This window comes from Methylocella silvestris (assembly GCF_002891535.1).
Classification (GTDB): Bacteria; Pseudomonadota; Alphaproteobacteria; order Rhizobiales; family Beijerinckiaceae; genus Methylocapsa; species Methylocapsa silvestris_A.
In genome coordinates this window covers 166,932-180,990 of record NZ_PDZR01000001.1, presented here as the reverse complement: position 1 = coordinate 180,990, position 14,059 = coordinate 166,932, and the positions used below count along the sequence as shown (strand labels likewise).

Annotated in this window: 12 protein-coding genes; 5 read left to right on the top strand and 7 right to left on the bottom strand. The window is 63.4% G+C overall.

All coding sequences use genetic code 11. The features are described 5' to 3' along the window. Positions 1–30: 30 nt before the first annotated feature. From CR492_RS00830 to CR492_RS00820, 3 genes are all read right to left on the bottom strand, one after another. Entirely contained in the window at positions 31–3,180 is a 3,150-nt protein-coding gene (locus tag CR492_RS00830; protein WP_102841822.1) for an efflux RND transporter permease subunit, read from the bottom strand. Positions 3,181–3,183: 3 nt separating this feature from the next. Continuing rightward, positions 3,184–4,317, bottom strand: coding sequence for an efflux RND transporter periplasmic adaptor subunit (locus CR492_RS00825; protein WP_102841821.1), 1,134 nt, complete (start codon positions 4,315–4,317; stop codon positions 3,184–3,186). A gap of 156 nt (positions 4,318–4,473) precedes the next feature. Beyond that, positions 4,474–4,725 (bottom strand): hypothetical protein, encoded by a 252-nt coding sequence (locus CR492_RS00820; protein ID WP_146030127.1) that lies wholly within the window; start codon positions 4,723–4,725, stop codon positions 4,474–4,476. Between the two features lie 109 nt (positions 4,726–4,834). Here CR492_RS00820 and CR492_RS00815 point away from each other — a divergent pair, with 109 nt between their 5' ends. Continuing rightward, positions 4,835–5,566: a Crp/Fnr family transcriptional regulator gene (locus CR492_RS00815; protein WP_102841819.1), complete on the top strand. Its 732-nt coding sequence runs from the start codon at positions 4,835–4,837 to the stop codon at positions 5,564–5,566. A 13-nt stretch (positions 5,567–5,579) separates the two neighbouring features. Here the strand turns inward: CR492_RS00815 and sthA are convergent, their stop codons facing one another. Then, positions 5,580–6,968: a Si-specific NAD(P)(+) transhydrogenase gene (sthA, locus tag CR492_RS00810; RefSeq protein WP_102841818.1), complete on the bottom strand. Its 1,389-nt coding sequence runs from the start codon at positions 6,966–6,968 to the stop codon at positions 5,580–5,582. A gap of 194 nt (positions 6,969–7,162) precedes the next feature. Here sthA and CR492_RS00805 point away from each other — a divergent pair, with 194 nt between their 5' ends. Beyond that, a complete protein-coding gene (locus tag CR492_RS00805; RefSeq protein WP_102841817.1) occupies positions 7,163–8,029 on the top strand; it encodes an extensin family protein in 867 nt (288 codons plus the stop codon). Between the two features lie 335 nt (positions 8,030–8,364). Continuing rightward, a complete protein-coding gene (locus CR492_RS00800) occupies positions 8,365–9,054 on the top strand; it encodes a Crp/Fnr family transcriptional regulator (RefSeq protein WP_102841816.1) in 690 nt (229 codons plus the stop codon). Between the two features lie 52 nt (positions 9,055–9,106). Here the strand turns inward: CR492_RS00800 and CR492_RS00795 are convergent, their stop codons facing one another. From CR492_RS00795 to CR492_RS00785, 3 genes are all read right to left on the bottom strand, one after another. Continuing rightward, complete coding sequence (locus tag CR492_RS00795) at positions 9,107–11,002, bottom strand: AsmA family protein (protein ID WP_180982380.1); 1,896 nt, start codon at positions 11,000–11,002, stop codon at positions 9,107–9,109. Positions 11,003–11,260: 258 nt separating this feature from the next. Continuing rightward, positions 11,261–11,632: a response regulator gene (locus tag CR492_RS00790; RefSeq protein WP_102842306.1), complete on the bottom strand. Its 372-nt coding sequence runs from the start codon at positions 11,630–11,632 to the stop codon at positions 11,261–11,263. 100 nt (positions 11,633–11,732) lie between these two features. Further along, positions 11,733–12,128: a DUF423 domain-containing protein gene (locus tag CR492_RS00785; RefSeq protein WP_102842305.1), complete on the bottom strand. Its 396-nt coding sequence runs from the start codon at positions 12,126–12,128 to the stop codon at positions 11,733–11,735. 227 nt (positions 12,129–12,355) lie between these two features. On the opposite strand from CR492_RS00785, the gene CR492_RS00780 reads away from it, so the two are divergent. Together CR492_RS00780 and mepA are read left to right on the top strand one after the other, a co-directional pair. Next, complete coding sequence (locus CR492_RS00780; RefSeq protein ID WP_102841814.1) at positions 12,356–12,988, top strand: invasion associated locus B family protein; 633 nt, start codon at positions 12,356–12,358, stop codon at positions 12,986–12,988. Positions 12,989–13,120: 132 nt separating this feature from the next. Beyond that, on the top strand, positions 13,121–14,041 hold the full coding sequence (gene mepA, locus CR492_RS00775; protein ID WP_102842304.1) for a penicillin-insensitive murein endopeptidase: 921 nt from the start codon (positions 13,121–13,123) through the stop codon (positions 14,039–14,041). Positions 14,042–14,059: the final 18 nt, after the last annotated feature.

Below are 14,059 nucleotides of genomic sequence, written 5' to 3'. Positions count from 1 at the left end.
CCCCTGCTTGCCGCCAGAAAATGCCGGCGGCTATTTGGCAGCTTCGGCCGGCGCGGCGCTCTTCTTGCCGAAGCCGCCCTTGATGCGTTCGCGCAGCCCTTGAAACAGGACATACAGCGCAGGAATGGCAAAAATGCCGATGAAGGATGCCGCGATCATGCCGCCGAACACCGGCGTCGAGACGTTGCGCCGCGCCAGCATTGCGGCGCCGCTGCCGAACACCAGCGGCGCGAGGCCGAGAATGAAGGCGAAAGACGTCATCATGACCGGCCGGAAACGCAGCCGCGCGCCCTCCGTCGCCGCCTCGAGCAGGGGAACGCCATGCTCGCGCCGCTCCTTGGCGAATTCGACGATGAGGATGCCGTTCTTGGCGGCAAGGCCAATCAAAACGATGATGCCGATCTGGCCATAAAGATCGAGGGTCAGATGAGCGACGAGGATCGCCGCGAAAGCGCCGAGGATGCCGATCGTGACCGAGAGCAGCACCGGAACGGGGATCGTAAAGCTCTCATAGAGCGCCACGAGGAACAGGAAGGCGAACAACACAGCGAAGCCGAGGATCGCGCCCATCTTGCCTTCGGCGCGTTTCTCCTGAAACGAAATGTCGGTCCACTCGCCGCTGTAGCCGGAGGGCAACGCCTTGGCCGCCACGGCCTCCATGGCGTTCAGCGCCTGGCCGGATGAAACCCCCGGCGCCGGCGCGCCCTGCACCGTCACGGCGAGACGGTTGTTGTAGCGGATCAGCGCCTGCGGGCCGATGGCGATCTTCGTCTCGACGAGGCTGCGTAGCGCGATCATCTTGCCGTCCTTGCTGCGGACGTTGATGCGGTTGATGTCGTCGATGCTTTTGCGGTCGGTCGCTTCCGCCTGCGCCTGCACCTGCCAGGTGCGCCCAAACAGGTTCACGTCGTTAATGTAGGAGCCGCCGAGCGACGTCTGCAACGCCTGGAAAATATCGCTGATCTCGACGCCGAGGATTTTGGCCTTGTCGCGATCAATGTCGAGATAGATTGACGGATTGCTGGCCGAGAACGTGCTGAACACCCGCGAGAGCTGCGGGTCCTGATTGGCGGCGACGAGAAGGCCGCGCAGTACCCGCGCCAGCGCTTTCGGATCGCTGCTGTTCAACGCCTTCAGCACGTAGCTGAAGCCGCCGCCGCTGCCAAGACCGATGATCGGAGGCAGGCCGAGCGGGATCGCTTTGGCTCCCCTCACGCCAGCAAGCTTGGGGCCGAGCCGTTCAATGATCCCCGTAGCCGAATCCGCTTTATCCTTGCGCTCGTCGAATGGCTTCAGCGAAACGATCACAAAGGCGGCGTTGGGCTGCGAATAATTGTCGATGAAATTGAGGCCGATGATCGCGGAATAATCGGAGATCGCGCTTTCCTGCTTCAAGATCTCCTCGACTTGACCGACCGCCTCGCCGGTGCGGCCAATCGAGGCCGCGTCCGGCAATTGGACCACGACGAAAAAAGCGCCCTGATCTTCTTCGGGTAGAAATCCGGTCGGCGTGATCTTGTTCAGCGCGAGGATGCCGACGACCGAAACGGCGACCATCGCCAATCCGATAATCGACAGGCGCACCAGCCGCGCCACTACCGCGCCATAGGCGTCGCGCACATGATCGATGCCGCGCATCACTGCGCCGATCGGGCCGCGGCGCGGGCCGTGATGAGGTTTTAGAAGGATCGCGCAAAGCGCCGGCGACAGCGTCAGAGCATTGATCGCGGAAAGCGCCATAGCGGTCGCGACGGTGACCGCGAACTGGCGGAACAACTCGCCCGTGATGCCGGGCAGGAACGCCACCGGCACGAACACCGACAGCAGCACCAGCGTAATGGCGATAATTGGCGCGGTGATCTCCGCCATCGCCTCTTTGGTCGCCTGCGCCGGCGTCAATTCCGGCTTGCTCTCCATTTTCGCTTCGACCGCTTCAACGACGACGATGGCGTCGTCGACGACGATGCCGATCGCCAGGATCAGGGCGAGCAGCGAGACGGTATTGGCCGAATAGCCGATGGCGTTCAAGACGACGAATGTGCCGATCAGGCTGACCGGCACGGCGATGGTCGGGATCAGCGTCGCCCGCAGGCTGCCGAGGAAGAGAAAGACGACGAGCACGACAAGGATGAAAGCCTCGATGAGCGTGTGCTCGACGACCTTGATCGTCGCCGAAACGAACACCGTCGGATCGTAGGTGACTTTCCAGGCGAGATCGTCGGGAAAGCGTTCGGCGGCGTCGGCGAGGCGCTTCTTGACCGCGGCGAGCGTCTGAAGCGCGTTGGCGCCGGGGGCCTGGTAGACGCCGATCAGCGTCGCCGGAGCGCCGTTGAGGCGCGTGTCGCGATCGAGATTGGCGGCGCCAAGTTCAATCCGCGCGACATCGGAAAGTCGCAGCACCGAACCGTCGGCGTTGGTCCTTATGATAATTTTGTTGAAATCGTCGATCGAAGACAGACGCCCCTTGGTTTCGATGTTCAGCTGCAATTGCTGATCGTCGGAGATGGGGCGTGCGCCGATGCGTCCGACGGCGGCTTGAACATTCTGGCTCTTGATGGCGGCGATGAGGTCGGCCGAGGTGAGGCCAAGGCCGGTCAGGCGGTCTGTCTGCACCCAGACCCGGATCGAATAATCCTGAGCCGCGAAAAGCTTCGCGTCGCCGACGCCGGCCGTGCTCCTGATGTCGTCAAGGAGATTGATCGTCGTGTAATTGGAGATGAAAAGCCCGTCATGCGTCCCCTTCGGGGAATAGAGCGCGATGACGCCGAGCAGCGCCGAGGATTGCTTCTTGACCGTCACGCCCTGCCGCTGGACGTCCTCCGGCAGTTTCGACAGCGCAACCTGCACCCTGTTGTTGACGTTGACGGTGTTGATGTCTGGATCTGTGCCAAGCTCAAAGGAGACGAGCAGCGAATAGCTGCCGTCATTGCCGCTGACGCTCTTCATATAGATCGCCTTGTCGACGCCGACGACCTGGCTTTCAAGCGGCTGCGCGATGGTCGATTCAACGACCGCCGCCGAGCCGCCCGGGTAAAAGGTCGACACCGAGACCTGCGGCGGCACGATATCAGGATATTGCGCTATGGGAATCGACAGCAGCGAGACGAGGCCCGCGACCATGGTGACGAGCGCGATGACGATTGCAAACCGCGGCCTGTCGACGAAAATCGACGAAATCATCGTTCAGCTCCGGCCGAGCATCTTGGCGGGCGAGGCGATCACCGGCGCGCCCGGGCGCAGCACCTCCATGCCTTCGACGATGACCTGGGCGCCGGCGTCGAGCCCTGAATCGACGATGGCGTTCGCCCCGCTTTCGCCGCCGAGTTTCAAGCGTTTGACAGCCGCCTTGCCGTCCTCGACGACAAAAACATAGACGCCTTGCTGATCGGCGATCAGCGCCGACTGCGGGACCAGGATTTTTTCTTCCGGCTTGTCGCCCGTGATGGAGAATTTGACCAATTGGCCGTCGATCAATTGCCCGTGCGGGTTTGGAAAGCTCGCCCGCACCAGCACGCTGTCGGTGGCCTTGTCGATTGAGATATCGACGAAATTGATCTTGCCGGGAAACGCATAGGCCGAGCCGTCGGAAAAGCGCAGCGCCACCGTCAGGCTGGCGGCCACATCGCCGCCGGCGCGGCGCTGCTCGCTTTTCAGCTGAAGGAATTCACGCTGGCTGACCGGGGTTACGACATACATCGGGTCCTGGCTGACGATGGTCGTCAATACGCCGCTGTCGGGACCGACCACATTGCCTTTGGTGACGCTGGTGCGCCCAATGACCCCGGAGATCGGCGATTTGATCTCGGTATAGCTGAGATTGATCGCGGCGGCCTGTACATTGGCTTGCGCGACCAGCACGTCGCCCTTCGTCGTCTGGTATTCTGCGGTGCGCTGGTCGCGGACGGCGACGGAGCCCGATTGCGTCTTCAAAAGCGTTTCAGCGCGATCGAGCTGGCCGGCGGCGTTGGCCTCCTGTCCCTGCGCCTTGAGGAGAGCGCCTTGCGCCTGCTGCAGTGCGGCCTGGAACGGCTCCGGCTCGATACGGTAGAGAGGGGCGCCTTCCTTGACGGCGTCGCCTTCCTTGAACAGAACTTCCTTGAGATAGCCGGTGATGCGGGCGCGCACGCTGACGCGTTCGACCGCCTCGACGCGGCCGACGAATTCCTTCACGGGGTTGACCGGCTCCCTCGCCGCCAGAATCGTGCCGACGTGGGTCGCCCCCGGAGTTTGCGCCCAAACGGAATTTGAACAAGAGGCGGCCGAAAGCGCCACTGCGAGCTGAACGGCGATTCGCGCGCAAGCGATCGAAAGACGCATCGCTATTCTCCGAGGTCCGCGAGCGCCGCCGCGAGGCGCTTCCGTTGGAAGGTGGGGGCGAAAAGAAATGTCTTGATCTGGAAGAGGCCTGAACCGCCGCAACCTGCGCGGCCGAGTTTCGAAAGTCAATTCTTCGGCATCGCCTCTGGCGCTCGCTCAAAGAATTGCAGCGATCGCCGAACCCGCAAGCGTTGACGCGAAAATCAGGAGAACGAGAGCCGCCCCCCGCGCGATAAGGACCGGCGTGAGCGCCTCGCCGCCCGAGCGCGCGAGAAACCCGCCGAGGAGGATCCAAAGCTCGCCGACAAGCACGACAAGCGCGGAAAAACCGGCAAGCCAAAGACTCAAGGCGGGAAGGCGAAGGGATTTTCCATTGCGGCCGGACACTAGTGCGCATTCACGATTCATGGAATCGTGAATGCGCTTAATTCAAAGGGCGGGGTCGAATGGAAAATCGCCGGTGGCGAGCGGACAGGCGACCCAGCCTCCTCTGCCCGCAAAATAAGGCCGCGATCGCATGACGACCGGCCGCCCGCCTGAAACGCTTGCGCGCGTCGGGCTTTTCCGCTCGCTGACGCCAGACGAGATCACCCGTCTCAACGCGCGCTGCATTTTTCGGCGCGCCCACGCCAAGGACTGGATCATCGACTATCAGGATGAAAGCACCGACGTGTTTTTCCTGATCAGCGGCAGCGCCCGCGTGATGATCCGGGCGATCTCGGGCCGTGAGACCATCTTGCGTGAAATCGAAGGCGGCGCGTATTTTGGAGAGTTCTCCGCCATCGACGGACGGCCGCGCTCGGCCAGCATTCTTGCCGTCACCGATGTGACCATCGCCAAAATGACCGCCGCCGTCTTTCTCGAGACGGTGACGCAGCATGCCGACGTCTGCTTGCAGCTGCTGCGCCTCATCACCGGACAGGTCCGCATGCTGTCGAACCGCGTCAATGAATTCACCACCCTCGCGATCCGCGAACGGCTGATCACGGAGCTGCTGCGTCTCTCGCGGGCAAACCCTGCCGATCCTGAACAGGCGATCGTGTCGCCGCCGCCGCTCCACGCCGATCTCGCCGGACGCATCAGCACCCGCCGCGAGACCGTGACCAAGGAGTTGAGCGCCATGGAGCGCGAGGGTCTGGTGCGGCGCGGCCGCCGCGCCCTGACGCTGATCGATATGCCCCGGCTGATGGGCGCGATCCGCGCCGCGGAGGAGGCGGAAGACTTCGACGCGTCGGCGAAGCTCAAATAATCGCTGCGCCAGATTATTGCCGGACCATGCGGTTCCAGGCGTCGAGGCCGGCGATCTTGTAGGCTTCCGCCAGCGTCGGATAGTTGAAGGTGTTTTCGATGAAGTAGTCGATAGTGCCTTTGAGGTTCAGCACCGCCTGGCCGATGTGGATCAATTCGGTCGCGCCCTCTCCGACGATATGGGCGCCAAGCAGACGCCGCGTCTTGGTCGAGAAGATCAGCTTCATCATGCCGCTGTTCAGCCCCATGATATGGCCGCGCGACGTCTCCCGAAAGCGAGCGATCCCGCATTCATAGGGAATTTCGCGCTTGCGCACTTCTTCCTCGGTCATGCCGACTGTCGAAATCTCCGGCACGGAATAAATGCCATAGGGAAAGAATTCGGGCGGCGGCGACGGCTGGAGCCCGAAAGCGTGGCATGCGGCGACGCGCCCCTGCTCCATCGAGGTCGAGGCGAGACTTGGAAAACCGATCACGTCGCCGGCGGCGTAAATATGCGGGACGGACGTCTGCAGCGTCTCGGGCGTCACAGTGATGCGGCCGCGATGATCCGTGTCGATGCCCGCCGCCTCAAGATTGAGCACGTCGGTCGCGCCGACGCGGCCGGCGGCAAACAGCAGCATCTCCGATTTGACGACGCGGCCATTGCCCAGCGTCGTTGTGACGGAGCCATTGACGACGATCGACGTCACCGGCGAGCCAAGCCTCAGCGCGACATTGCGGTCGCGCAGATCATGCACGAATTCCTCGATCACCTCCTTGTCGAGAAAATCGAGGAAAGTCGGGCGCGGCTCGATCAACGTCACGGCGACGTCGAGCGCGCTGAAGATCGTCGCATATTCAACGCCGATCACCCCCGCGCCGATGACGGTGAGGCTGCGCGGCACTTTCTTCAGATCGACGATTTCGTCGCTGTCGAAGACATTGACCTCATTGAAGGGCACGTAATCGGGTCTGAAGGGCCGCGTGCCGCAAGCGATCAGGAAATGGGCGGCGGAATAATTTTGCGTTTCGCCGCTCTCGCCTTTGATCTCGACCTCGTGCGGGCCGACAAAACGGGCATGGCCGCGCTTGGTGCGGACCGCGTTGCGGCTGAACTGATGCTCAAGCACCTCGACCTCATGATCGAGCGTCTTGCTCATGCGCGCCATCAAATCGTCGGCGCCGATCTGCTCCTTGACGCGATAGGACCGTCCGTAAAATCCGCGCTCCCGCCAGCCCGCGAGATTGAGCACCGTCTCGCGCAGCGTTTTCGACGGAATGGTGCCCGTATGGACCGAAACGCCGCCGACGCGCCGCCCTTTTTCCACGACAAGCACGGATTTGCCGAGCTTTGCTGACTGGATCGCAGCCCGCCGCCCGGAGGGACCGCTCCCGATGACGATCATATCATAGTCATGCATGGGTGAACTTCGAAGGAAGGAGCGCGGGGATATCGGGCCGGCGCCTTTGGGGGCCAAGCCCTCAGGATCAGCAATATTCGCGCCAAAGCCGCGCTTCGGCTCGCTCCGGCCTCTTCAATCCTTCCGCCGCCGCGGCTGGCCGCGACGGCAAGAGCCTCGATGAGCGAACCTTTTCCAGCCGGCCGCATTGCGCAATGCGCGGGAGGACGCGCGCCATCGGATCAAGATTGCTGAAACTTTTGAATGGCAGCCGCGCCCTAGCGCGTCGAGAACGGCGCGCAAAGACACGCAAGCGGCGCTTTTTCGAGCGCTGGCGGTTGATCCTTGCGGTGGTCGCGTCAATCGGCGCCAACTGCGGCCCCTCGGCCGCGACGGACGAGGGCAGACCGCCGCTGCCGCCAAAGCGCCCGTCCGCCGCTTCAACGCCCTCCGCCACAGAGAGCGAGCCTGCGCCCGCCGCAACGCCTTCTCCGCCGCCAACAGCGACGAATCAGCCGCCGGCGGCGGACGATTGCCGGGCAGGCCTTGCCGCCCGCGGCGTCATCCTAAAGCCCGTGGAGCAAGCATCACCGGCCGATCCCCGCTGCGTGATGGCGGCGCCGGTCCAGCTTCTTTCCTTGCCGTTGCCGAGCGGCGGGCGTCTCGATCTGCCCGATCACCCGACGCTCGACTGCCCGGCCGCCGCGACTTTCGCAGATTATGTCGACGAGTTGCTGGCGCCTCTCGCCAAAGCATATTTTGACGCGACCCTCATCGCCATCGCAACCGGGCCCGGCTTTGACTGCAGGACCCGCAACCACATCGCCGACAGCAAGCTGAGCGCCCACGCAAAGGGGCTTGCGATCGACATCGCCGCACTCCGTTTCGCGGGCGGGCGCCTCTACGAAGTCGGCCGCCTCGCCGATGCGCCGGAGCGCGCCTTCGACCGCGCGGCCCGCGCCGCCGCCTGCGGCTATTTCCATACGGCGCTCGGGCCCGGCGCCGACGCCTTTCACAGCGCGCATTGGCATTTCGACCTCGAAACCCGCGGCGCTGACGGCAAAGCGAAATTCTGCCAGTAGCGGCGCCAGAACTGTCCCCTGCCGCGCGCCGGCAAATGTTGGGCAAATCATTGACAGTTCCGCCGCCGCAGCCTTAATCGACGCTTTAGCGGGAATAATTACGCCGGATGATCGTCGAATCGTGCTTGGCGAGGATCGCGGCGGATCGCCTCGCAAGAGCCTGACGCCAAAAACACGAGACTTTCGGACCGGCGAACATGCTTTGAATACTTCGAAACGATGGTCGGCCGATTTCCGCGGTCCGCGGACGGTCCGGACGCCGTGTGGACTATCCTGCCGCAACCGGACCAAAGTCTAGCGTTGGGTCGGGATCACCGCCTTCCACCGAGAGAGCCATGCAGAGTCTCAGGCGCGTCTCATTCTTCAAGGATATCGACGATCTCGATTTCGACCGCTTCGACCGGCTCTGTCTGTGGCGGCGCTTCGATGACGGAGAACTCGTCGTCGATTACGAGGACGAATCCTCCGACGTCTATTTCATCGTCACCGGCGAGGTCCGCGTACTGATCCGGACCGTCGCGGGAAAGGAGATTATTCTAGGCGAAAGCCGCGCCGGTCAGTTTTTCGGCGAGATGACGGCGATCGACGGAGCCAAACGGTCAGCCAATGTGACGGCGCTGACAAAATCCGAACTCTGCATCATGCCCGCCCATGTCTTTCGCGAAGTCATTTTCGCCTCAAATACGGCATGTGAGCGAATCCTCCGCCTTTTGACCGGCCGCATCCGTGAACTCAATTCGCGCCTCGCCGAACATTCGATCTTCGATCTGAAGCACAGGCTCTATTCCGAACTGCTGCGCATGGCGCATCCAAGGCCCGGCAAGCCTACCGAGCGGGTGGTGACGCCGCCGCCGTTCCATCACGTCCTCGCCGCGCGAATCGGCTGCAGGCGCGAACAGGTGACACGCGAACTTTCCGCGCTGGCGCAAGAACATATCATCGAAAAAACGCGCGGCGCCCTGGTGCTGGTCAAGCCGACCGTGCTCGAGACGCGTCTAGAGGAAGCGATGCGCGAAGGCGGCTAGAGCAAAAGCCGATCTGACTGGAACGGGCATTCCGTTGTTTCAATGCATCCGCTCAGTGCTGCGGCGGCGCAGGGGCGACCTTCGCGCCCGTCGAAAACAAGGGAGCCGCGGCGCCCGACTGCCGAATCAGGCTGCGCGCATCCGGGACCAGCGCGAGTTCGTCCCAGGATCCGGCGACATCGAAGGCAAATTGCGGCCGCTCGGACTTCGAATTCGAATCCGGCTCGGCGCTCGTCGCCGTAGCATGCACGTCGACCATCCTGTCGCCGAAATCGATGGCGCCATGGAAATTGAGATCGATGGCGCGGCTGCGCATTTCGCCGCGCTCGATCGTGGCGACGCCTTTGGCGAGCTGGAGGCCAAATCCCGCCGCGCCGAAACTTGTCGCGCCATAACGAATATCGTCCGCAAGACCCAGCGGGCGCTTGTCGACGGAGCGCAGCGCCTGCCCGAGATTGACGCCGGTGATCTCGCCGTTCTGCACGGCGATTTGCGCGCGGCCCTCAAGATTGCGCATGATTTCGCTCATGTTCAGCCCGGTGGCTTGTAGATTGGCGGTCGCGTTCACGGTCCCGGTGACGCGAAAGGATTCGACGCCGCCGGGCCACATCGCAGCGGCGTCCACGCCGGCAAGCGCGGCGGTGACATGGGTCTCAAGTCCGCCAGCCGTCTTGAGGAAGGACGCCCGGCCTCTGACCTCGCCCTGAGATGTCTTGGCCCGAATCAGCGCCAGGTCGAGACGGCGATCGCGCTTCATCACGGAGAAAGCGGCGTCACGGAAATCGACGCCGGGCAAGGACAGACGCTGCGCGGAAATGCGGATGTCGAGATCGGCGAAATTATCCTCGTCGAGATCGAAGGCGTCATGGCTCCATTGCCCGTCGCGGCCGTGGATCGGCGACAGATTGGCGAAGAAGGGTCGCAGCGAAAGCTGGTTCGCGGCCAGCGTCCCGGCCAGCGTCGGCCGGCCCTCCCCCTGCAACACGGCGAGGGCGCCCTCATAGTCATTGCCGTCGAGCTGCAGCCGCAGATTGGAAAAGCTCGCGCTCGGCGCGCTGGCGTTGACGTCGGCCTCGAGCGCGAAATTCTCGAACGGCGCCGGCAGCGCGATGAAATAGCCGCCCGTTTCGACGAGCCGGCGCAGGGATGGCGCCGAGGCCGAGACGCGTCCGGCAAATTGAGCCTTCGGCCCGCTCGCCAGACTGCCTTCCGCCGACAGCGACAGGGCGGGACCGTCGATCCGCAGAAGAATCCCCGATGCGCCGCCGCGCATCAGATCCGCCGGATGCTCGATCGCGGCGGAAATGTCGGCGCGCTGGTCGCGAAAGCGCGCGGTCCCGTTGACGTTCGCCGAGGCGCCGAGCTTGCGCCAGTCGACCGTGATATTGATCGCCTCGACAATGGCGTCGCCGTCGCCGAAACTGTTGGTGAGGCGGGCGCGGCCATTGACCAGCGTGAGCACCCCAAGCCGCGTTTCATCGGCGGAGCTTGCCTGCGGCGTCGCCGATTTCGCGTTGGCGGCGCGTCCGATCGCGCTATCGGACGGCATTGGCCGACCGGCGAGGTCGATTACCATCTGCGGCTCGCCCAAAGTCACCGAGGCGATCTCAAGTTGCCCGCGCAGCAGCGCGGAGACGCGCAAATAGCCCTTGAGATAGGCGGCGTCGATGCGAAGCCCCCCGGACGAATCGGCGAAACGGACGGCGTCGATACTGATATGCGGCTGCGGCAGCACGACGAACACCGCCTTGCCTTGCGAGAGCGTGTTAAGGCCGGTGATCTGGCGGATTTGCGCGATAATCCCGTCCCGCAAGGCGGCGGTGGAAAACAGCCAGGGAACAGCCGCCGCGGTCATGCCAAGGAGAACGGCCAACAGGCCAAGGGAGGCCAGAAGAACTCTGCCGCGCTTTCGCGGCGGACGGGAGGAAACGGTAGGAATCGACGCCATTTCATCCACGGCCTGAAAAGCCCCCCGCTCTCGCCCGATCTGCGCATCCGCCCCGGCGACCGGACGAGGCCGCAAATCCGATTGAGCTTCGGTCTCAGCCCTTCGTCCTTGAAACGCCATCCAGCTCCGGTTTGCGCAAGAGCCTGATATGTTGCTTGTCGTTGTGGACTATGTCGCGATCAAGGCAGCAAACGCCATGCCGACGCGCGCAATTCTACAGAAAAATAAACGCTTTCCCGCAAAAACTTTGGTCCACCGCTAACGTCCGAAGACGCTGTCGATCATCGAGACGAGCGCGGCGGTGCCAAACGGTTTTTGCAAGATGGCCCGGCCCGCAAATTCCGGCGGAATGTCGGCCTGTCCCAGCCCCGTGGTGAAAATGAACGGGCATGCGTGCTGGTCCAGCATTTCAGCGACGCGGTCGACGCGCTCCGAGCCGAGCCGGACGTCAAGCAGCGCGCCATCGAGATGCTCGCGCCCGATGACGTCAAGCGCAGCGCGAACATCGGCGACGCAGGCGGCGACGTCGAAACCGAGTTCCAAGAGCGTGTCGACAAGGGAAAGCGCGACGAAGGGCTCGTCCTCAACGATCAGAATGCGTTTCGATGGCGGTTCGCCAGCGCGCGTCATCTTAAGCCCAGGTTGCAGCTGACCCTGACTCTGCCTTGAGCCTTTGGCAATGTCCAGACAATCGGGCCTCATCACCCGATGTTCATCATAATAGCAGATTTCAGCCGCGTTTTGGCCGCAGAGCCGCCAGCGCGACGACACTGATCGCGGTCCAACCGCAGATCAGCAGCGATCCGCCGATCGGAGCGGCCATCGGAAACAGCCGCGCGTCGCGCAGCGCCCTCGCAGCAAGATCGCCGCAAAAGAGGCAGGCGCCTACAAACAACAGCGCCGCCGCGATGAGAAAACCGCCCGCCCGCGCGGGAGCGGCGAGGCCGATTCCAGCCAACGCCAAAATGGCGAGCGCATGAATGAGCAAAAAATTGGCCGCGGTCGCAAGAAGCGGATTTGAGACGGCGTGCGCGCCGACCGCCGACAGGATTACGCCCGCCGCGCCAAGACCTCCGGCCAGGGCCGCGGCGATGAAAAGTTTATTCGGGCCTTCTGGCATTTTCATCCGGCGCGGTTCCTCATGGAAAGAGACAGCATCTAAGGCGCAGCCGCTGAAAAGGAAATGCAAGCTTTGCCCGGCGCGCGGCCCCTGTTTCTGAACCGCGGCCCGTGATATCTGGCCTTGCGGGTCGATGCGAACCCGCAAAAGTTCAAGCGGTCCTGCAAGGACCGATCGGGAGGGCCGGGGTCTTTAGTGATCCGCGGCGCAAAGCTCAGGTGCAAGGCAGTCCTATGCGGAAATTATCAACGCTCACCGCGCTCGCTTTCGTCGTCTCCGTCGGCGCGGCAATGGCGGAAGCGCGCCCTGCAGCATCTGCTGCGGACAATGTCGCCACCTTCGGCGATTGGAAATTGCGCTGCGGCGAGGGAGCGCCCGGCGAATGGGCCTGTGAGGTCATCGCCTCTGTCGTCCCGCCGGGCCAGACAGAGCCAATCGCCCAGGTTGCGTTCGGACGCAATATTCAGCCGCCGAGTGCTCAAAAGGACAAGCCGGCGCCAGGCAAAACGGCCGACAAGGACAAGCAGACCGCCGAGAAACCGGCGGAGAAAACGGCGTCGAAAGACGAGAAAGCTGGCGAAAAGACGACCCGGCTCGTCATTCTCGTGCCCGTCAATATAACGATCGCGCCCGGCATTGAAGTGTTGGCCGATCCGGGGCAGCCCCCTCTCAAGATTCCGCTGAAAACATGCATTCAGGCGGCCTGTTTCTCGGAAATCGAGCTTAACGACGACCAGTTGCATCTGTTTCGGAACCGGCCGCAACCGGCCCAGATCACCTTCACCGATCCCAGAGGCAACGCCGTCAAGATCATCTTGTCGTTAAAGGGGCTCGACCAGGCGCTCGACGCCCTGGCGAAACGCTGACGCGGTCTGTTGCTTCGTTCGCTATAACGATCGATTAACCCTCGGATCCCATTCTGGCGGGATCCGAACGGTCTCCCAAAGCCGCTGTCCCGGCTCATGCCTTGGGACCCGGCTCTGACGGAAGGAGGCCAGATGCGTTTGCTGTCCCTGGTTCTGGCCGCGCTGCTGAGCACGGCCGCGGCGCGCGCCGTAGAGGCTCAGGAAAAGGGAACGCTCGGCGCCAATGTTTTGCCGCCGCTCGTCAACCCCTCCGCGCCTTCGACTCCGGCGAAAGAACTGTTTGGCCGCGAGCATGGGCCGGCGCCGCTCCGCGCCCGCACCATCGGTTTTTATTCGCGCGGTTGCCTTGCCGGCGGCCGCAATCTGGCGGTCAACGGCCCAGCCTGGCAGGTGATGCGGCTGTCGCGCAACCGCAACTGGGGCCACCCCAAACTCATCGCGTTTCTGGAAGAGTTCGCGCGCAAGGTTCCGCGCGTCAGCAACTGGCCGGGCATTCTCGTCGGCGACATGTCGCAGCCGCGCGGCGGCCCCATGCTGACGGGCCACGCCTCGCATCAGATCGGTCTCGACGCCGATATATGGCTGACGCCAATGCCCGGCCGCGAATTGTCGCGAGCCGAACGCGAGGAAATGTCGGCGACCATGGTGGTCCGCGCCGACCGGCTCGACGTCGATCCGGCGCGATGGACGCCCGACCATCTTGCGGTCATCAAGGCGGCGGCGCAGGACAGTCAGGTGCAACGCATTTTCGTCAATGCGGCGATCAAGAAGGCGATCTGCCGCGAAGCCGTCGGCAACCGCTCATGGCTGACCAAGGTGCGCCCCTATTACGGGCACGACTATCATTTCCACATACGCCTCGCCTGCCCTCCGGGGGAGGAGGCCTGCCGCGATCAGGATCCCGTTCCCCCCGGCGAGGGCTGCGACGCCTCGCTGGATTATTGGTTCTCCGACGCTGTGCTGCATCCGCGGCCGGCGCCGTCGCATCCCAAGCCACCGATCACAATGGCGCAGCTTCCCGCCGAGTGCCGGATGGTGCTGAACGCGAAATAACCCCGCGCGAAGCGGCGA